The organism is Salmonella sp. NW1250, assembly GCF_051812965.1.
GTDB lineage: Bacteria > Pseudomonadota > Gammaproteobacteria > Enterobacterales > Enterobacteriaceae > Salmonella > Salmonella enterica.
Genome location: NZ_JAMNDD010000002.1, coordinates 334,054 through 352,604, shown reverse-complemented (window position 1 = coordinate 352,604; position 18,551 = coordinate 334,054). Strand labels below are relative to the sequence as shown.

Annotated in this window: 19 protein-coding genes; 6 read left to right on the top strand and 13 right to left on the bottom strand. The window is 57.0% G+C overall.

Annotation, left to right across the window (positions count from 1 at the left end):
* Nucleotides 1-85: 85 nt before the first annotated feature.
* The 12 genes from hypF to hycA all read right to left on the bottom strand — a co-directional run bounded on the left by hypF (nt 86) and on the right by hycA (nt 11,937).
* Entirely contained in the window at nt 86-2,326 is a 2,241-nt protein-coding gene (hypF, locus tag NBA72_RS04950; protein ID WP_042948891.1) for a carbamoyltransferase HypF, read from the bottom strand.
* 145 nt (nt 2,327-2,471) lie between these two features.
* Nucleotides 2,472-3,017, bottom strand: coding sequence for an electron transport protein HydN (gene hydN / locus NBA72_RS04945; RefSeq protein ID WP_042948890.1), 546 nt, complete (start codon nt 3,015-3,017; stop codon nt 2,472-2,474).
* A 200-nt stretch (nt 3,018-3,217) separates the two neighbouring features.
* Entirely contained in the window at nt 3,218-4,027 is an 810-nt protein-coding gene (locus NBA72_RS04940) for a hypothetical protein (protein WP_023225051.1), read from the bottom strand.
* Between the two features lie 26 nt (nt 4,028-4,053).
* Nucleotides 4,054-4,524 carry a hydrogenase maturation peptidase HycI gene (hycI, locus tag NBA72_RS04935; protein ID WP_023181870.1) on the bottom strand — a complete coding sequence of 157 codons (471 nt, stop codon included), beginning with the start codon at nt 4,522-4,524 and terminating at the stop codon, nt 4,054-4,056.
* Nucleotides 4,517-4,927 (bottom strand): formate hydrogenlyase maturation HycH family protein, encoded by a 411-nt coding sequence (locus NBA72_RS04930; protein WP_000003725.1) that lies wholly within the window; start codon nt 4,925-4,927, stop codon nt 4,517-4,519. The genes hycI and NBA72_RS04930 overlap by 8 nt, the downstream gene beginning before the upstream one ends.
* Nucleotides 4,924-5,691 carry a formate hydrogenlyase subunit HycG gene (gene hycG, locus NBA72_RS04925; RefSeq protein WP_000067419.1) on the bottom strand — a complete coding sequence of 256 codons (768 nt, stop codon included), beginning with the start codon at nt 5,689-5,691 and terminating at the stop codon, nt 4,924-4,926. Before hycG ends, NBA72_RS04930 begins: the two co-directional genes overlap by 4 nt.
* The gene (hycF, locus tag NBA72_RS04920) at nt 5,691-6,233 is read right to left on the bottom strand and encodes a formate hydrogenlyase subunit HycF (protein ID WP_000493773.1); all 543 of its coding nucleotides are present in this window, start codon (nt 6,231-6,233) and stop codon (nt 5,691-5,693) included. The genes hycG and hycF overlap by 1 nt, the downstream gene beginning before the upstream one ends.
* A 9-nt stretch (nt 6,234-6,242) precedes the next feature.
* Nucleotides 6,243-7,952, bottom strand: a complete 1,710-nt coding sequence (gene hycE, locus NBA72_RS04915) for a formate hydrogenlyase subunit HycE (RefSeq protein WP_001288155.1) — start codon at nt 7,950-7,952, stop codon at nt 6,243-6,245.
* A 17-nt stretch (nt 7,953-7,969) separates the two neighbouring features.
* Nucleotides 7,970-8,893: a respiratory chain complex I subunit 1 family protein gene (locus NBA72_RS04910; RefSeq protein WP_000110563.1), complete on the bottom strand. Its 924-nt coding sequence runs from the start codon at nt 8,891-8,893 to the stop codon at nt 7,970-7,972.
* A gap of 2 nt (nt 8,894-8,895) precedes the next feature.
* Complete coding sequence (gene hycC, locus NBA72_RS04905; protein WP_042948889.1) at nt 8,896-10,722, bottom strand: formate hydrogenlyase subunit 3; 1,827 nt, start codon at nt 10,720-10,722, stop codon at nt 8,896-8,898.
* Nucleotides 10,722-11,330: a formate hydrogenlyase subunit HycB gene (gene hycB / locus NBA72_RS04900; RefSeq protein ID WP_001079163.1), complete on the bottom strand. Its 609-nt coding sequence runs from the start codon at nt 11,328-11,330 to the stop codon at nt 10,722-10,724. The genes hycC and hycB overlap by 1 nt, the downstream gene beginning before the upstream one ends.
* 145 nt (nt 11,331-11,475) lie before the next feature.
* Nucleotides 11,476-11,937: a formate hydrogenlyase regulator HycA gene (gene hycA, locus NBA72_RS04895; RefSeq protein WP_000158075.1), complete on the bottom strand. Its 462-nt coding sequence runs from the start codon at nt 11,935-11,937 to the stop codon at nt 11,476-11,478.
* 209 nt (nt 11,938-12,146) lie between these two features.
* Here hycA and hypA point away from each other — a divergent pair, with 209 nt between their 5' ends.
* The 6 genes from hypA (at nt 12,147) to flhA (ending at nt 18,132) form a co-directional block, all read left to right on the top strand.
* A complete protein-coding gene (hypA, locus tag NBA72_RS04890) occupies nt 12,147-12,503 on the top strand; it encodes a hydrogenase maturation nickel metallochaperone HypA (RefSeq protein WP_000544461.1) in 357 nt (118 codons plus the stop codon).
* A gap of 68 nt (nt 12,504-12,571) precedes the next feature.
* Entirely contained in the window at nt 12,572-13,444 is an 873-nt protein-coding gene (gene hypB / locus NBA72_RS04885) for a hydrogenase nickel incorporation protein HypB (RefSeq protein ID WP_000337636.1), read from the top strand.
* Entirely contained in the window at nt 13,435-13,707 is a 273-nt protein-coding gene (gene hypC, locus NBA72_RS04880) for a hydrogenase 3 maturation protein HypC (protein WP_000334871.1), read from the top strand. The genes hypB and hypC overlap by 10 nt, the downstream gene beginning before the upstream one ends.
* Nucleotides 13,707-14,828 carry a hydrogenase formation protein HypD gene (hypD, locus tag NBA72_RS04875; protein WP_001212956.1) on the top strand — a complete coding sequence of 374 codons (1,122 nt, stop codon included), beginning with the start codon at nt 13,707-13,709 and terminating at the stop codon, nt 14,826-14,828. The genes hypC and hypD overlap by 1 nt, the downstream gene beginning before the upstream one ends.
* Nucleotides 14,825-15,835: a hydrogenase expression/formation protein HypE gene (gene hypE, locus NBA72_RS04870; protein WP_042948888.1), complete on the top strand. Its 1,011-nt coding sequence runs from the start codon at nt 14,825-14,827 to the stop codon at nt 15,833-15,835. The genes hypD and hypE overlap by 4 nt, the downstream gene beginning before the upstream one ends.
* 218 nt (nt 15,836-16,053) lie before the next feature.
* Nucleotides 16,054-18,132 (top strand): formate hydrogenlyase transcriptional activator FlhA, encoded by a 2,079-nt coding sequence (gene flhA, locus NBA72_RS04865; RefSeq protein ID WP_000122692.1) that lies wholly within the window; start codon nt 16,054-16,056, stop codon nt 18,130-18,132.
* Nucleotides 18,133-18,193: 61 nt separating this feature from the next.
* Here the strand turns inward: flhA and NBA72_RS04860 are convergent, their stop codons facing one another.
* Nucleotides 18,194-18,538, bottom strand: coding sequence for a nitrous oxide-stimulated promoter family protein (locus NBA72_RS04860; protein ID WP_001117938.1), 345 nt, complete (start codon nt 18,536-18,538; stop codon nt 18,194-18,196).
* Nucleotides 18,539-18,551 lie beyond the last annotated feature (13 nt).

Here is an 18,551-nt window from a genome sequence, read left to right as displayed (position 1 = left end):
CGGATGGCGCCGCTTCGCGTCTTATCCGGCCTACGAGTGAGCATCTGTTTACAGGCCGGATAAGGCGCAGCCGCCATCCGGTACCCTACACTTCACTTAACGCTCGCGCTGCGGCAATCACGCCCTGTCCAAACGACAGTCCGCCGTCGCCCGCCGGTAACCGCTGCGGAAATAACAATTTAAAATCAGAAAGATAAAAGGCAAGACGCGCGCGCAGTAAGCGGTTGTGTATCACCCCGCCGCTGAAGACCAGAGTGGTTATCCCCCGCGCCGTAGCCTGTTGGCGCATTAGCGTGGCAAACCCGCACGCCAGCGCATCATGAAAAGCCCAGGCGCGTTGCGCGGGCGTGGCCTGCCAGTTCAACCATTGCCGCCAGAAAACGGCGACGTTCAGTTGAGCGCCGTTAAGCGGCATCGTTACCGGATGCTCAACGTTAGCGCATTGAGAGGCCAGCGCCTCCAGCGCGCAGGCGGCCTCGCCCTCATAGCTAAGCGATGCTGGCGCGCAGCGAAGCGCGGCAGCCACCGCGTCGAACAACCTCCCGCAAGAAGAGGCCAACGGGGCATTGACGCCGCGCTCAATGGCACGCGCCAGGACATTCCAGTTTTGCTGTTGCAGCCCCGCTGTCTCCGGATAATCCTGCCAGTCCGGCACAAAGCGCAGGCACTGCGCTAACAGATTACGCCACGGCTGTTTGGCAGCCAGATCGCCTCCCGGCAGCGCCACGGCGGGTAAACCGCCTAAATGTTCGCACTCGCGATAATTGACCCGCAGACATTCTCCGCCCCATAGCGCGCCATTCTCACCCATGCCGATACCGTCTACCGTCAGGGCAATCACTTCTCCACCGTCCAGCGGCCAACCATGCTCGGCCAGGCAAGCCGCCGCATGGGCATGATGGTGTAACACCGTCTCTGTCGGCAGACGCATCTCACTGGCCCACTGACTGGAAACATAGCCCGGATGCGCATCACAGACGATACGCTCTGGCGTAAAATCGTAGATTGACTGGATCAGACGCAATGCCTCGCGCCACTGCGCCTGGATACCGTCATCGCTGAGATCGCCTAAATGTTGGCTGACAACCGCCTGTTCGCCGCGTACCAGACAGAACGTGTTTTTCAGATCCGCGCCCAGACAAAGCATCGGCGGCACATCGCGAAATCCGGGCGGCAACGCAATCGCGTCCGGCACGTATCCCCGCGAACGACGCAGCATTTCGCCGCTGTCGCGTACGACAGAGTCGTCCATGCGCTGTACAATGTCGCGATTGTGCAACAGAAAACCATCGGCAATATCGTGTAAATCGTCCAGCGCCTGTTCGTTGGTGATGGCGGGCGGTTTGCCGCTCAGGTTGCCGGATGTCATCACCAGCGGGTAATTGAGCTCCTGCAACAAGAGGTGTTGCAATGGGTTGGCTGGCAGCATCACACCCACCTCCGTAAGTCCTGGCGCGATGCCCTCACTCAGCGAAGGTACATACTGCTTATCCACCAGTACAATCGGGGCCGCTGGCGTGGTCAGCAGCGAACGCGCCGCGGTCGGCAGCATTTGCGCCGTGGGCAACATCACCGCCAATGGTTTCGCCGGACGATGTTTACGCGCCCGCAGCATCGCCACTGCGTTAGCGTTGCGCGCATCGCAGGCCAGATGAAAACCACCCAGCCCTTTAACGGCAATAATGCCTCCGGCGTTCAGTTGGGCGACCGCCGCCTGCAAAGCCGCCTCTTTTTCCGCTCGTTCATGTTGGCTCCGCCACTCAAGATGCGGCCCGCATGACGGACAGGCAACGGGCTGGGCATGAAAACGGCGATCGTACGGATCGCGGTATTCGCTGTCGCATTCCGGACACAAGGGAAACGCCGCCATCACCGTAAATGGCCGGTCATAGGGCATAGCGCGAATAATGGTGAAGCGTGGTCCGCAGTGGGTGCAATTGATGAAAGGATAACGGTAGCGCCGCTCGCCTGGGGTATTCATCTCGGCAAGACATGCCGGGCAGGTCGCCGCATCCGGCACGATTTGCGTGTTCATCGCACCGCCTGCGCTCTGACGAATGGTGAAATCCGTCGGTGCGCGCTCCCATACCAACGACGCGTGTTCAACGCTGTCAATGCGCGCCAGCGGCGGGCAATCCTGATAGAGCGCGGCAATAAATTGCGACGGCTCTTCCAGCAGCCGAACGACGACGCCGTCGCCGTCATTACACACGTCGCCGTGTAATCGCAACTGCTGCGCCAGCTGCCAGACAAAAGGACGAAAACCGACGCCCTGTACTTTGCCCCGAATGCGTAGCTGTACGCCGGAAGGTGTGTCTATCGCCATCTTATTTTCCCGCCATCATCGAACCCGGATGCCTGATGGCGCGACGCTTATCAGGCCTACAACCGCACGGATCGTAGACCGGATAAGGCATTGATGCCGCCATCCGGCAATGCTTTGTGGCGTATTCTACGCGCAATCGCAGAAATCAGAAAAGCAGCGATGCCGTTGAATCCAGCGCCGCACGACGGCGTTTTTCCGCGCTTAGCTGTTCGAGCTTATTGCGGTCCACGCAGATGAGGGCGTGCGTTGGGCAAGCGGCCATACAGGCCGGACCGGCTTCACGGTGGTGACACAGATCGCACTTGTTGGCTTCGGCTTTTTCGGCACGCACGTTCAGCCCCGCGCCGCTATTGCGAACCACCGGACGTACCACCACTTCCATGGCGCCGTAAGGACATGCCACTACGCAAGTTTTACAGCCAATGCAGCGTTCCTGCATCACATGAACAAAGCCTTTGTCACGGCTGATGGCGCCATTCGGGCAAACGTTGGCGCACGGCGCGTCTTCACACTGGCGACACAGCGTTGCCGTGGAAACATTCACGCCTTTGATGACATGGATACGAGGTAAAAAGGTTTCAGGGATCAGCGATGCGCAATCCTGATTTTCCTGATGGGATACGACGCAAGCCACTTCACAGGTACGGCAACCAATGCACTTACTCGCGTCTGCAATGATGAAACGGTTCATCAAATTCTCCAGCAATAACAGATGATGTGCCGATATATACACGAATCGTGCCAATTTTTATTTCATTGTTATTTAAGAATATTATTTCTATTTTCGTGAGCATTTACGTGTCATCGTCACAAGTGTCGATGACACGTAATGTCGCCAGTGGTGGTCAAAATTTGCAGTGATAGCCAGCCAACTCTGCACCGCAACTGGCATCAATCCTGATTAACGCCTGGCAATACGTTACCGCGTATTAAACAGCGCTGCGTAAGGGAAAGATCGTCCGTTTGCGGATTCCTTCCGGCAATAGGTTTGATAATTAATTTACGGCCAGGATAGTGATTAAAACGGGTCAGCGCCGGATAACTCAACCGGCCAAACCAGCCGTGTACGCGCTGCCAGCGGGCGTCCTTCACCTGATATAAATTGGTTATCCAGTAGCCTGAGTCAAACTGCATATCCAACAGTTGCGTGCGCCCATTGCCCTGTAAATCAAGCAAATCATCGACGCCAGTATCGGTGGCGGTATAAAACCCCCACGGTTCAAAGACGCAGGGGCGGCCATTCTTGAGAAAGGTGAAAATGATGTATTGCGCGCTCGGCGCCAGGCCCAACCCAGGATTGCCCAACCAGATAACCAGATCCTGAATGCCGTTACGATCGAGGTCAGCGCGATAAAATTGCGCATTACCCGCCAAATTAATCAGCATTCCCACCGGGACAACCCACGAATTACCGGCTCTGTCTTTTCCGCTAATCCGCCATTCGTTATCTTTTTTCGGCTCCGGCAGTAGCGTCACGCCACTGACTCCGACCTGGCGAAAATGCCAGGTCTGGTCAGGCGATACAGAATAAGGCAGGGTCAACAGCGGCTTCAGCGCACGCTTTTGCGCATATTCACCGTCGCTCATCGGCAGGTAACCGACAAAACCGGTGGCCAGTGCGCGTGCGGCGATGCAGAAAAATAGCAGTCCGCTCCATACGATAATCTTCACGTCCTTCTTACCGCCTTTGCCGTGTAACACAAATTCTCCCTAAATATGTGCGCATTTTACGCCTCCGGCGCTTCCAGCGCGGCAAATCCGCCGTTTCCCTGCCAGCCTTCCAGGCGCTGATAGACGATGTTTACCGCGTCCTTAATCGGTTGAGTCATCGGATAATAAAACCCGACGATATCCGGCTGAATACCAACAAAAATCACCTCGCCGACATCCTCTTTCAGCTGATCGACCAGGTAGTTGAGCGGCATATTGTGGGTGGTCATCATAAACATTTCGGCGATATCATCCGGATCGATAATGCGGATCTCGCCCGGATTAAGCCCCATGTCGGTGGCGTCGACAATCAACAGACGCTGCGGGCGCAGTTCGCGAATCGCCACAATGTCGTTTTCCGGCGCGCTGCCGCCATCAATCACCACCCAATTACCCTTCGGCTGCGCCGCGCACATTTCCGCCAGTAACGGGCCTGCGCCGTCGTCGCCCATCATGCTGTTGCCGACACAGAGTAAAACGTCAGTCACGAAGCCTCCTCACCATCAGGTAGATGGCGCTTTCCTGATGAATGTCATGCAGCATACTGAGCATCAGTTTGCTCCATTCTTGCTGCTGCGGGGTCTGCGCGGCGCGCGCCTCATCAAACGCGCGCGCCAGCATTTGCACATGGTTGAAATCGATGACGATCTCGCCATACTTCGGCACGCCTTCCATTTTACGCCGGGCATCGCTACCGGCTTCCAGGGTGGCGATCCACGCCAGATACTCATCCCATGGGCAGGTGAGCGCGGCCTCCAGACAATCGATAACCCCCAGGTGGTGACCAATCGCCAGGCTGTAATAGACAACCTGCTGCGCCTCGGCAGGCGTCGCATCGTTCTCATCAATAAACTTACGGCTCAGTTGACTGAACACCACCTGTTCGCTCATCGGATACGCGCCTCTTCAACAACATGATTGAGATGGGTGACAATTTCGGTTAAACGCGGATCGTTTTCCGCTTCCAGCCAACGCGCCACTTGCTGCTCGCCCTGCCCCAACTGTGTCAGGTAATCATCGGCGATCTGACGACCATAGCGATAACCCGCCAGCCGGCGCGCCGCGCGATCCACCTTCACGCGCAGCGGCTGCACCATATCCGGATGCAGGATCTCTGCGGGCTGATCGTCCAGCTCACCCGGCGCGCGGGCGTGGATTTTCTGCTCCAGCAGGCCAAGCGCCATCGCAAAGCCATACAGCGTCGCCGCAGGCGTTGGCGGGCAGCCTGGAATATACACATCCACCGGGACGATTTTGTCGGTACCGCCCCACACGCAGTAGAGATCGTGGAAGATGCCGCCGCTGTTGCCGCAGGCGCCGTAAGAGATACAAATTTTCGGATCCGGCGCCGACTGCCAGGCGCGCAGCGCCGGAGAGCGCATGGCGCGGGTCACCGCGCCGGTAAACAGCAGAATATCGGCATGACGCGGCGACGGTACTACTTTGATGCCGAAACGCTCGGCATCAAACAGCGGCGACAGCGTCGCAAAGATTTCGATTTCACAGCCGTTACAGCCGCCGCAGTCCACGCGGTAAACGTATGCCGAACGCTTAATATTTTTCAGTAGAGACGCCTTCATGCTGGCGATGGATTCATCCACCGTCATCGGTACCGGAATGCCGTTGGCGTCACGCGGGCCTAATAAATTGCTCATTAGCTGACCTCTTTCATATGGCGAGTCAGTTCAATACGGTCGGACGGCACCAGGCATTTCTGACGCTTACAGTCCGGGCAGGTCTCAAAGCTTTCGCGGTGGTTTTCCGCGCGGCTGTCGCCGTTGTGCGCAAGCAGCGCAATGGCGTAGTCAATCTCTTTCTGTACGGCGAAAGGACGATTGCACACGCGGCAATTGCACAGCGCAAAGCGGGACTGTTGCAGGAAGTCTTCTTTCTTCCACACTGCCAGTTCGTACTCTTGCGACAGTTTGATCGCCGCCGTCGGGCAAACTTCTTCGCAGCGACCGCAGAAGATGCAGCGGCCAAGATTGAACTGCCACGCCAGCTCATTGGTTGCCAGTAAGGTTTCCACCGTCAGCGCGTTCGACGGGCAGGCATTAACGCAGGCGGCGCAGCCGATGCACTGCTGCGGATTATGTTCCGGCTTGCCGCGGAAGTTTTTATCAACCGCAATCGGCTCCAGCGGATAAGACGAGGTCGCCGTGCCGGTTTTGATAACTTTTTTGATAAAGGTAAACATGGCGATTCCTTATTTCAGCGGCGAGTTTTTACGCTCAATGCTGTAGCGCTCAAGTTCTTTGTACGGCACGACTTTGCTCTTCTTCTTACGCACATCGACCACGGTCATCCGGTCGGTACAGGAGTAGCAAGGGTCGAGGCTGCCGATAATCAGCGGCGCATCGGAGACGGTGTTGCCGCGCAGCATATAGCGCAGCGTCGGCCAGTTGGCGTAGGTCGCCGCACGACAGCGCCAGCGGTAAAGCTTCTGGTTGTCGCCGGTCATGCTCCAGTGGATATCATCGCCACGCGGCGCTTCGGCAAAGCCGAGCGCAAAACGGTGCGGAATATAGGTAAAGCCTTCCACCATCAGCGGGCCGCCCGGTAGATTATCCAGACCGAAATCGATCATATTCAGCGAGGTGTAAACTTCGTTGATACGGACTTTCAGACGAGAAATCACATCGCAGCCCTGCTCGCTATGTACTTCCATCGGCAGCAGACCGTAACCGACAAACGGGTGGTCGGCTCGGGTGTCGCGGGCGTGACCGCTGGCGCGCACCATCGGGCCGACATTACTGAAGTCGCGGGCAATTTCCGGGTCCAGACGACCGATACCCACGGTACGCTGTTCCATATTCGGCGTGCTCAGCAGCATGTCCACCAGCTCCTGCACGTCACGACGCATCTGCTGCGCCAGTTGACGGGTCTGGATCATGTCCTCTTTGAGCAGATCGCGGCGAATCCCGCCGATCAGGTTCAGGCCGTAGGTTTTACGCGCCCCGGTCAGTATCTCTGCCATTTTCATGGAGGTTTCACGCACGCGGAAGAACTGCATAAAGCCGGAGTCAAAGCCGGTAAAGTGGCAGGCCAGGCCGAGGTTGAGCAGATGCGAGTGCAGACGTTCCACTTCCAGCAGAATAGCGCGGATCATCTGCGCACGTTCCGGCACCTGAATGCCCATCGCGTTTTCCACGGAAGTGGTGTAGGCGGTGCTGTGGGCGAAGCCGCAGATACCACACACGCGATCCGACAGGAAGGTGACTTCGTTATAACCCATGCGGGTTTCCGCCAGTTTTTCCATACCGCGGTGGACATAGAACAGACGGTAGTCGGCGTCGATGATGTTCTCGCCGTCAACAAACAGACGGAAGTGTCCCGGCTCATCGGAGGTCACGTGCAGCGGGCCAATCGGCACCACATTATTTTTCTTGTCACCCAGCTCGTTAATGAACTCGTAGGTTTCCGCATCGGTGGTCGGCGCCGGGCGCTGACGATAATCCATGCTGTCTTTACGCAGCGGATAGAGTTCATCCGGCCAGTCGTCCGGCAGCACCAGACGGCGCTCGTCCGGCAGACCGACCGGGATTAAACCGTACATGTCGCGTACTTCGCGCTCACCCCACACGGCAGCCGGTACGCGCGGCGTAACGGATGGGAATTCCAGCTTATTGGCATCCACTTCAACGCGGACGGTAATCCAGCACTTCGTGCCCTGCTCCATCGACAGCACGTAATAAACGGCATAGTGGCCGCACAACTGGCGTTCGTCATTACCGAACAGCACCGACAGCCACCCACCCTGCTGGTAGTAAAGAAACTCCACCACTTCCGGCAGATAGTTCACTTTTACCGTAATAGTCAGCTGATCTTTGGTCTGCCAGGCTTCGTCCAGCACGACGCCCGGAAACGCCTGGTGCAGCGCCGCAAGGTATTGTTGACCTAATTTTTCTTCAGACATGCTCAAACTCTCTTAAATCACGCCGCCAGCAAGGAGACGAAGGCTAAAAACGCAAACCCAAAACCGGCCCAGGTCACGCGTGAAGTGGCGCAAAAACGCAGTCGCGCCATGCTGTTTTCAAACAGGGCGATCACCAGTACGCCGACAATCAGCTTGACGACGGCAATCACCAGCGCCAGCAACAGTCCGCCTGCGCTGAAGGTTTCCATCTGTCCCCACGGCAGAAACACGCCGACGAACATTTGCAGCACCACCAGTTGCTTAAGGCTGATGCCCCATTTCAGCACCGCAAAGCCGCTACCGCTGTATTCGGTCAACGGCCCTTCCTGCAACTCCTGCTCCGCTTCCGCCAGGTCGAACGGCAGCTTGCCCATTTCGATAAAGGTGGCGAAGGCGCAGGCGCACAGCGCCAGAATCAGCGGAATACTGCGCGCGACAGGCCAGTGATAAATGGTATCGGCGATATTGCTGATATGAGTTGAACCCGCCACCTGCGCGGCGACCCACAGACCCAGCAGCAAAATCGGCTCCACCAGCACGCCGAGCATCGCTTCACGGCTGGCGCCGATCGCGGTGAACGGACTGCCGGTATCCAGGCCTGCAATAGAGAAGAAGAAGCGCGCGATGGCGAACAGGTAAATCAGGGTGATTAAATCACCCAGTTGCGGCAACGGAGATCCAACGGTGACGACCGGCAGCGCGGTGGCGATAGTCAGCATCACGCCGACCATCACAAACGGCGTCAGGCGAAAAACCCAGCCGGAATCAGCGGGCGCAATACTCTGGCGACCGAGCAGTTTGATAATGTCGCGGTACTCCTGCAACACGCCCGGCCCACGGCGATTGTGTAGACGGGCGCGCGCCACGCGAGTAATACCGGACAGCAATGGCGCAACGGCAAATAGCACCAGCGCCTGAATTAACGGATAAAACACACTCATTTTCAGGCTCCTCGTGAAACCACAATCACCACCAGCACCGCCAGCTCAATCAGCGCCAGACGACGGAACAGCTCCGCGGCCGCCGCGTTCTGCCAGCCCGGAATCAACGATACCGGGTTGAGCCACTTACGCAGTTTGAGTACCGGGGCAAAGGCCTCTTTCACCGGCATGGCGAAACCGTGCGCGGTAATCACCATCGACTGCTCATGGTCGTAGCCGCACACCCAGGCCGCGCCGCGAGAACGCGACGGCAGACGGTTGCCTTTGAACATCGCCATAATGATGAACGGCAGTAGCGGACAGGCGACCAACAGCAGCGTGATCATCGGCTGCGATACGGTGGTGTGCGCGGTTTCCAGCGGCAACGGTACCGCAGTGGAAATCATCGGCAACAGCCACGGCGCGGCAACCCCACCAATCACACAGCAGATAGCCAGCGCAACCACGCTGACGCCCATCAGGATCGGCGCGCAGCTGGCGTTTTCAGCTTCCTTCGTGCGCGGCGCGCCAAGGAACGTCACGCCGTACACTTTCGCCATACACATCACCGCCAGCGCGCCGGTAATCGCCAGGCCAACCGCCAGCAGCGGTCCTAACAGACGACCAACAAACGCGCCGCTGTTGCCCAGTTTGAAGAAGGACTGGTAAATCACCCACTCGCCGGCAAAGCCGTTCAGCGGCGGCAGCGCCGCCATCGCCATCAGACCGACCAGCATGGCGATAGAAATAACCGGCATCCGTTTACCAATACCGCCCAGTTTTTCGATGTCGCGATGACCGGTACGGAACCAGATGCTGCCCGCGCCCAGAAACAGCACGCTTTTGAACAGGCTATGGTTCAGCAGATGATAGAGCCCGCCGGTCAGACCCAGCGCGATCAGTACCGGCTGATTGAGAGCAATCCCGGTAACGCCTGCGCCCAGACCGAGCAAAATGATGCCGATATTTTCCAGCGTGTGATAGGCCAGCAGGCGCTGAATGTTATGCTCCATCAGCGCGTACAGACCACCGACAAAGGCGGTGATCATCCCAAGCACCAACAGCGCCACGCCCCACCACAGCGGCGCATTGCCGCCAAGCAGAGATAGCGTGAGAATGCCCAGCAGCCCGATTTTCATCACCACGGTCGAGAACAGCGCGGCGGCGGGAGCGCTGGCGTTGGCGTGCGCCTGCGGCACCCAACCGTGTAGCGGGATAATCCCGGCCAGCAGACCAAAGCCGATAACGCCGAGCAGCCAGATATCGGAGCCCAGCGGCAGTTGCTGAGCGCGTTGATCCAGCAGCCCCAGATCCAGCGTGCCGTAGCGCTGCCACACCAGCCAGCAGGCGATTGCCAGCAGCAGCGTACCGAGACGGCCCAGCGCAAACCACAGTTTGCCCTCTTTGCTACCGCCGGTGAGGAACACGGCGCAGAGCGCCATGATTTCCGCCATCACCACCATCGTCCCCAGGTTACTGGCGACCACGGCGCAGACGGCTGCCGCCATCAGCAGGTTGATCAACAGTCCGTTGGCTTTTACCTGTGGATGGCGATGCCAGTCGATATTGAACAGGCTGACGAACAGGCCGCACAGCCCCAGCGTAATCAGCCAGATAGCATTCAGCGGCGTTATTTGCAGCATGTGACCGGTAAACGGCATCACGCCGCTCACCGTAACGGCGCTGGTCAGCGCGGTGAACCCCGCGCCTGCCGTACACAGGCTGCCGACCGCGCCGCCGATACCGGCAATCCAGCCGCTCAGCGCTTTATGAAACGAAAACAGAAACGCCAGAACGGCGGCGGCGGCAAACCACGCGACGCCGCTAGTAATCAGTGAAAGTGAACTCATTATGCATCCCCACTCTGAGCCTGCTGAAACAAGGTGAGATCGCCAAAATCGGTATTAAACGTCAGCTCACGTTTACGTTTGCTGGCGCGGGCGATATCCGTGTTATCCACCAGGTGTAGCGCTTTAGTCGGGCACATCCGCACACAGGCCGGGCCTTGCTCGTCAAAGCTGCACAGGTCGCATTTCACCGCGATAGCGCGTACGCCCGGCACCCAGTCGAGCAACGTACTGACGCGCGCAGGCGCTGGCGGCGCGGGCGGCGCTTTCGGCGTATTGGCGTTCGCTGGAATATGCAGCGGACGGCTGCCGGAAAACTCAATAGCGCCAAACGGACAGGCAATACCACACAGTTTGCAGCTCACGCACAGGCTTTCATTAAGCTGGACAGCGCCGTCAACGCGATTAATCGCGTTAACCGGGCATACCGTGGCGCATGGCGCATCTTCACAGTGGTGACAAAGCTGCGGCGCAGATTCTTTTTCATTCAGCATCACTTTCAGGCGCGGCATTGACTGCAGGCCATGCTGGCGATGCGTCTCTGAACAGGCGGCCTCACAGGTGTGGCAGCCGATACAGAGAGTGGAGTCAGCAATTACAAAACGATTCACCAGGCATTCCTCAGGTGATTGTCATTTTTGACGAAAACATGCCGTTGAAATGTCATTTTCGACACTTATCGACACGCCCATCCCCAAAACATTCATGACATGGCGCAACGCCACATCGCGAATCAAAGCGGGCAACGCCTCAGGCTTATACCGCCGGGCTGTTTCCCTTTACCAATTGACGCAAATTAACCGGCGAGTTGGTTTCTACAGCGGTATAGAGGCTGTCGTAAACGCTGGCGATTTTTTCCAGATAGTGCTCCAGCACCTGCTCGCGATCGCGGTTGTTAACCCGTTCATCAACCTTGCCGTCGATATCGAGCTGCGCCTGTGCAATCAATTGCTTATCTTCGCCATCTTTGGTTTCAACGTAGTACTCAATGGTGTGGCTGTTAAAACCATCCGCCAACGCGACGTAAATACGAAAGTGCTCAAACAGGACAAAGCAAAGATCCCTTTCCGGCGCGCAGCTCATTGCGTGATGCAGGCGCGCTTTCGAGAGGGTGATCCCCTGAACCAGCGAGTTGCAGTAAATATGCCACTGGTCCTGTAGGCGACGATGCCGTTGCGCGATGTAATCGGCCTTTTCGCTTATTTCCCAAATAGTCATGTCAGGTTACCCGTTTAACAGAGATGCCTGCGTTAAGCATTTTCCATGCCAATTTTTAACTTATTGTTTTTAATGGCAGACGAGCGCAGTTACTGCCGTTTCGACGCGGTGACGACATGTCATTTCGTCATCGTCGACATTAACCTGCCAGGGGATAAAAATATTGGCATAAATATTGCTTTACAGGGGCAACCACTACGGGAGGCGATATGCACGAAATCACCCTCTGCCAACGGGCACTGGAATTGATTGAACAACAGGCTTCAGCATACGGTGCAAAACGTGTGACAGCCGTCTGGATCAAAATTGGCGCATTTTCTTGCGTGGAAACCAGCGCTCTTTCCTTTTGTTTTGATCTGGTATGCCGCGGCACGATAGCAGAAGGTTGTAAACTGCACCTCGAAGAACAGGAAGCCGAATGCTGGTGTGAGCATTGTCAACAATATGTCACGTTGTTAACCCACCGTGTACGTCGTTGTCCGCAATGTCATAGCGATACACTGCGAATTGTGGCCGATGACGGCTTACAAATTCGGCGCATAGAGATTGATGAAACTGAAGATTAATGCCGGATAGACGCTCGCGTCGCCATCCGGCAGAAAGCCTGTAACAAGAAAAAGATCAGGAGTAAGCGATGTGTACGACTTGCGGTTGCGCTGAAGGCAACCTTTATATAGAAGGCGATGAACATAATCCGCACTCAGCGTTTCGTAGCGCGCCCTTTGCCCCAGCGGCTCGCCCGGCGCTGAATATTACCGGCATTAAAACGCCTGACTTTGCCCCAAGTCAGACCGCAGAAGGCGATCTGCATTACGGCCACGGCGAAGCCGGAACCCACGCGCCTGGTATGAGTCAGCGGCGGATGCTGGAGGTTGAAATCGACGTGCTGGACAAAAATAATCGTCTGGCTGAGCGCAACCGCGCCCGTTTCGCCGCCCGCCAGCAACTGGTGCTCAACCTGGTGTCCAGCCCCGGGTCCGGTAAAACCACCCTGCTGACCGAAACGCTGATGAAATTGAAAGACCGTGTACCGTGCGCGGTGATTGAAGGCGACCAGCAGACAGTGAACGACGCCGCCCGCATCCGTGCTACCGGCACGCCCGCCATTCAGGTCAACACCGGTAAAGGCTGCCATCTTGACGCGCAAATGATCGCCGACGCCGCGCCGCGCCTGCCGCTGGATGACCACGGTATTCTGTTTATCGAAAACGTCGGTAATCTTGTCTGCCCGGCCAGCTTCGATCTGGGCGAAAAGCATAAAGTCGCAGTGCTTTCCGTGACCGAAGGTGAAGATAAGCCGCTGAAATATCCCCATATGTTTGCCGCTGCGTCGCTCATGCTGCTCAATAAAGTCGATCTGCTGCCCTACCTCAATTTTGACGTTGAGAAGTGCATCGCCAGCGCGCGTGAAGTGAACCCGGAGATTGAAATTATCCTGATTTCCGCCACCAGCGGCGAAGGCATGGATCAGTGGCTGGCCTGGCTGGAGGCGCAGCGATGTGCATAGGCGTGCCGGGTCAAATCCGCGCCATTGACGGCAATCAGGCAAAAGTTGACGTCTGCGGCATTCAGCGCGACGTTGATCTCACATTAGTCGGCAGTTGTGATGAAAACGGTCAGCCGCGTCTGGGTCAGTGGGTGCTGGTTCATGTCGGATTCGCCATGAGCGTCATTAACGAAGCGGAAGCGCGCGACACGCTCGACGCGCTACAAAATATGTTTGATGTTGAGCCGGACGTCGGCGCACTGCTGTATGGTGAGGAGAGATAATGCGTTTTGTTGACGAGTACCGTGCGCCGGAACAGGTGATGCAGCTCATTGAACACCTGCGTGAACGCGCCGCCCTTCTTCCTTACACTGCCGAACGTCCGTTGCGCATTATGGAAGTCTGCGGGGGTCATACCCACGCAATTTTTAAATTTGGTCTCGATCAGTTACTGCCCGAAAACGTGGAGTTTATTCACGGTCCCGGTTGTCCGGTCTGCGTGCTGCCGATGGGACGCATCGACAGTTGCGTGGAAATCGCCAGCCATCCGGAGGTGATTTTCTGCACCTTTGGCGATGCCATGCGCGTGCCGGGGAAACAGGGTTCTCTGTTGCAGGCTAAAGCGCGCGGCGCGGATGTGCGTATTGTTTACTCTCCGATGGACGCGCTGAAGCTGGCGCAGGATAACCCGACCCGCAAAGTGGTATTTTTCGGGCTGGGCTTTGAAACCACCATGCCGACCACCGCCATCACGCTACAGCAGGCAAAACAGCGTGACGTGCAAAACTTCTACTTTTTCTGCCAGCACATTACGCTGATCCCGACGCTGCGTAGCCTACTGGAGCAGCCGGACAACGGCATTGACGCCTTTCTTGCGCCAGGCCACGTCAGCATGGTCATCGGCACCGAGGCGTACCAGTTTATCGCCGCCGATTTTAATCGCCCGCTGGTGGTGGCTGGATTCGAACCGCTTGATCTACTGCAAGGCGTGGTCATGCTGGTTGAGCAGAAAATAGCGGCCCTAAGCCAGGTTGAAAACCAATACCGTCGCGTGGTGCCGGATGCCGGAAACATGCTGGCGCAGCAGGCCATCGCCGATGTGTTCTGCGTTAATGGCGATAGCGAGTGGCGCGGTCTGGGCGTGATTGAATCCTCCGGCGTCCACCTGACGCCAGAGTATCAGCGCTTTGACGCCGAAGCGCATTTCCGCCCAGCGCCACAACAGGTCTATGACGATCCGCGCGCCCGCTGCGGCGAAGTGCTGACCGGCAGATGCAAGCCGCATCAGTGCCCGCTATTTGGTAAAACATGTAATCCAGAGACCGCGTTCGGCGCGCTGATGGTCTCTTCCGAAGGCGCATGCGCCGCCTGGTATCAGTATCGTCAGCAGGAGTGTGAAGTTTGAACAATATACAACTCGCCCACGGCAGCGGCGGCCAGGCTATGCAACAGTTGATTAATAGCCTGTTTATGGAGGCCTTTGCCAACCCGTGGCTGGCGGAACAAGAAGATCAGGCGCGTCTGGAGCTGGCGCAACTGACGGCGGAGGGCGACCGTCTGGCGTTTTCTACCGATAGCTATGTGATCGATCCGCTCTTTTTCCCCGGCGGCAATATCGGCAAACTGGCGATTTGCGGTACGGCGAACGACGTTGCGGTGAGCGGCGCGATCCCCCGCTATCTCTCCTGCGGCTTTATCCTTGAAGAAGGGCTGCCGATGGAGACGTTAAAAAGCGTGGTCAATAGCATGGCGGCGACCGCGCGGGAAGCGGGTATCGCCATTGTAACCGGCGACACCAAAGTTGTGCAGCGCGGCGCGGCGGATAAATTGTTTATCAACACTGCCGGCATGGGGGCGATTCCCGCCGATCTTCGCTGGGGTGCGCAAACGCTGAGCGTTGGCGATGTGCTGTTAGTCAGCGGTACGCTTGGCGATCACGGCGCCACTATCCTCAACCTGCGTGAGCAACTGGGACTGGATGGCGAGCTGGCGAGCGACTGCGCAGTATTAACGCCGCTAATTCAGACGCTGCGTCATATTGACGGAGTGAAGGCATTGCGTGACGCCACGCGCGGCGGCGTGAATGCGGTCGCCCATGAGTTTGCGGCGTCCTGCGGTTACGGTATTGAATTGTCCGAATCCGCACTGCCGCTCAAACCTGCCGTGCGCGGCGTCTGCGAGCTGTTGGGGCTGGATGCCCTGAACTTTGCCAACGAAGGAAAACTGGTGATTGCCGTTGAACGGCAGGCCGCAGATCGGGCGTTGGCGGCATTACGCGCGCATCCGCTGGGACGTGATGCGGCGCTGATTGGCGAAGTCGTGGAACGCAAAGGCGTTCGCTTAGCCGGACTCTATGGCGTGAAGCGAACCCTTGATTTGCCACACGCCGAACCATTACCTCGTATATGCTAGCAGCCTGTTGGCAGCATACTGTAGGCCGGATAAGACGCATTTGCGTCGACATCCGGCATTAACGCTGCATTAACGCCTGATGGCGCTTTGCTTATCAGGCCTACGGAGTGTGTGACCAGCGAGTTTGCGGTCAGCCATCCGGCAATAACTTACGACTTATACCTATAATTCATTTACCGTTTTCGCACCGTTTTGCGGTATTTTCCTGGAAAAGCAACATGTCGTATACACCCATGAGCGATCTTGGACAGCAAGGCTTGTTCGATATCACTCGTACCTTATTGCAGCAGCCCGATTTGGCGTCGCTCAGTGAAGCGCTTTCGCAACTGGTAAAGCGTTCAGCGCTCGCCGACAGCGCCGGCATTGTGCTATGGCAGGCGCAGTCGCAACGCGCACAATATTATGCGACGCGAGAAAATGGCCGTCCTGTTGAATATGAAGATGAAACCGTACTGGCGCACGGCCCGGTACGTCGCATCCTTTCTCGCCCCGATGCATTGCACTGTAATTTCCATGAGTTTACCGAAACCTGGCCGCAGCTTGCCGCGAGCGGCCTCTACCCTGAATTTGGTCATTACTGTCTGCTTCCTTTAGCCGCGGAGGGCCGTATTTTCGGCGGCTGCGAATTCATCCGTCAGGAAGATCGCCCCTGGAGTGAAAAGGAATATGACCGTCTGCATACGTTTACCCAAATTGTCGGCGTGGTCGCCGAGCAAATTCAAAACCGGGTAAACAATAATGTCGATTATGATCTGTTGTGCCGCGAACGCGATAACTTCCGTATTCTGGTTGCGATCACCAACGCCGTCCTGTCGCGTCTGGATATTGATGAGCTGGTAAGCGAAGTCGCAAAAGAGATCCACCACTATTTCAATATCGACGCGATCAGCATCGTGTTGCGCAGCCATCGCAAAAATAAGCTGAATATCTACTCCACCCACTACCTTGATGAGCATCATCCGGCGCACGAACAGAGCGAAGTCGACGAAGCCGGCACGCTCACGGAGCGCGTCTTTAAAAGTAAAGAGATGCTGCTTATCAACCTCAACGAACGCGATCCGCTTGCCCCCTACGAACGCATGCTGTTCGATACCTGGGGCAATCAGATCCAGACGCTTTGCCTGCTGCCGTTGATGTCCGGCAAGACGATGCTTGGCGTGCTCAAACTGGCGCAGTGCGAAGAAAAAGTGTTTACCACCGCCAACCTCAAGCTGCTGCGTCAGATTGCCGAACGGGTAGCCATTGCCGTGGATAATGCGCTGGCCTATCAGGAAATCCACCGACTGAAGGAACGCCTGGTCGACGAAAACCTGGCGCTCACAGAGCAGCTTAATAACGTCGACAGCGAGTTTGGCGAGATCATCGGGCGCAGCGAAGCGATGTACAACGTGCTAAAGCAGGTTGAGATGGTGGCGCAGAGCGACAGTACCGTACTGATTCTGGGCGAAACGGGAACCGGTAAAGAGTTGATTGCCCGCGCCATTCACAACCTGAGCGGACGTAGCGGGCGCAGGATGGTAAAAATGAACTGCGCCGCGATGCCGGCGGGGCTGCTGGAAAGCGATTTGTTTGGTCATGAGCGCGGCGCGTTTACCGGCGCCAGCGCGCAGCGGATTGGCCGTTTCGAGCTGGCGGATAAAAGCTCGCTGTTTCTGGATGAAGTGGGCGACATGCCGCTGGAGCTACAGCCTAAGCTGCTGCGCGTCCTTCAGGAGCAAGAGTTTGAACGTCTCGGCAGCAATAAACTGATCCAGACCGACGTGCGGCTGATCGCCGCGACTAACCGCGATCTGAAAAAAATGGTCGCCGATCGCGAATTCCGTAACGATCTCTACTATCGGCTGAATGTTTTTCCGATCCAGCTTCCTCCGTTACGCGAACGTCCGGAAGATATTCCACTACTGGTCAAAGCGTTCACCTTCAAAATCGCCCGCCGAATGGGGCGTAATATCGACAGCATTCCCGCCGAAACGCTGCGCACGCTCAGCAGCATGGAATGGCCGGGGAACGTTCGCGAGCTGGAGAATGTCGTCGAGCGCGCCGTGCTGCTGACGCGCGGCAATGTGCTACAACTGTCGCTGCCGGATATTACCGCCGTAACGCCCGATACCTCGCCTGTTGCGACTGAAAGCGCCAAAGAAGGCGAAGATGAATATCAGCTTATTATACGCGTGCTGAAAGAGACCAATGGCGTAGTGGCTGGACCAAAAGGCGCGGCGCAGCGTCTGGGGCTTAAACGAACCACCCTGCTGTCGCGTATGAAGCGATTGGGTATTGATAAAGACGCGTTAGCGTAACGGGTTGCCGGATCTGATCCGGCCTGGAGATGATGCGCGCCGTAGGCCTGGCGCTTCCCCTTCACTTCTTGCGCTGATATTTTTCCGGCAATTCCGGAACGGGGCGCTTATCGTCGATAAGGTGCCGCACGGTCAGGACAGGGTGTCGCCAAAGCATTCGCGGACCTGCCCAACGCATAATCTGCTTCATCTCCTCGCGTTTAGCCGGCTGATAGCAGTGCACCGGGCACTGCTTACAGGCGGGTTTTTCCTCGCCAAATACGCATTTATCAAGACGTTTTTGCGCGTAGGCGAACAGCGCGTCGTAATGCCCCTGCACCGCTGACGCCTGTGGGCACTGGCTTTCATACAGCGCGATCATTTTTTTGATCGTTAGTTTTTCACGAGCGATACGTTTACCAGGCATCGTGCTCTCTCCG

What these genes read in the sequence shown, in the direction of transcription:
- hydN (WP_042948890.1), bottom strand. Translation starts at nt 3,017, where the DNA reads ATGAACCGTTTCATCATTGCAGACGCGAGTAAGTGCATTGGTTGCCGT.
- hycA (WP_000158075.1), bottom strand. Translation starts at nt 11,937, where the DNA reads ATGACTATTTGGGAAATAAGCGAAAAGGCCGATTACATCGCGCAACGG.
- hypB (WP_000337636.1), top strand. Translation starts at nt 12,572, where the DNA reads ATGTGTACGACTTGCGGTTGCGCTGAAGGCAACCTTTATATAGAAGGC.
- NBA72_RS04910 (WP_000110563.1), bottom strand. Translation starts at nt 8,893, where the DNA reads ATGAGTGTGTTTTATCCGTTAATTCAGGCGCTGGTGCTATTTGCCGTT.
- hycC (WP_042948889.1), bottom strand. Translation starts at nt 10,722, where the DNA reads ATGAGTTCACTTTCACTGATTACTAGCGGCGTCGCGTGGTTTGCCGCC.
- hypF (WP_042948891.1), bottom strand. Translation starts at nt 2,326, where the DNA reads ATGGCGATAGACACACCTTCCGGCGTACAGCTACGCATTCGGGGCAAA.
- hycE (WP_001288155.1), bottom strand. Translation starts at nt 7,952, where the DNA reads ATGTCTGAAGAAAAATTAGGTCAACAATACCTTGCGGCGCTGCACCAG.
- hypD (WP_001212956.1), top strand. Translation starts at nt 13,707, where the DNA reads ATGCGTTTTGTTGACGAGTACCGTGCGCCGGAACAGGTGATGCAGCTC.
- NBA72_RS04930 (WP_000003725.1), bottom strand. Translation starts at nt 4,927, where the DNA reads ATGAGCGAACAGGTGGTGTTCAGTCAACTGAGCCGTAAGTTTATTGAT.
- hycF (WP_000493773.1), bottom strand. Translation starts at nt 6,233, where the DNA reads ATGTTTACCTTTATCAAAAAAGTTATCAAAACCGGCACGGCGACCTCG.
- hypA (WP_000544461.1), top strand. Translation starts at nt 12,147, where the DNA reads ATGCACGAAATCACCCTCTGCCAACGGGCACTGGAATTGATTGAACAA.
- hycG (WP_000067419.1), bottom strand. Translation starts at nt 5,691, where the DNA reads ATGAGCAATTTATTAGGCCCGCGTGACGCCAACGGCATTCCGGTACCG.
- hypC (WP_000334871.1), top strand. Translation starts at nt 13,435, where the DNA reads ATGTGCATAGGCGTGCCGGGTCAAATCCGCGCCATTGACGGCAATCAG.
- flhA (WP_000122692.1), top strand. Translation starts at nt 16,054, where the DNA reads ATGTCGTATACACCCATGAGCGATCTTGGACAGCAAGGCTTGTTCGAT.
- NBA72_RS04860 (WP_001117938.1), bottom strand. Translation starts at nt 18,538, where the DNA reads ATGCCTGGTAAACGTATCGCTCGTGAAAAACTAACGATCAAAAAAATG.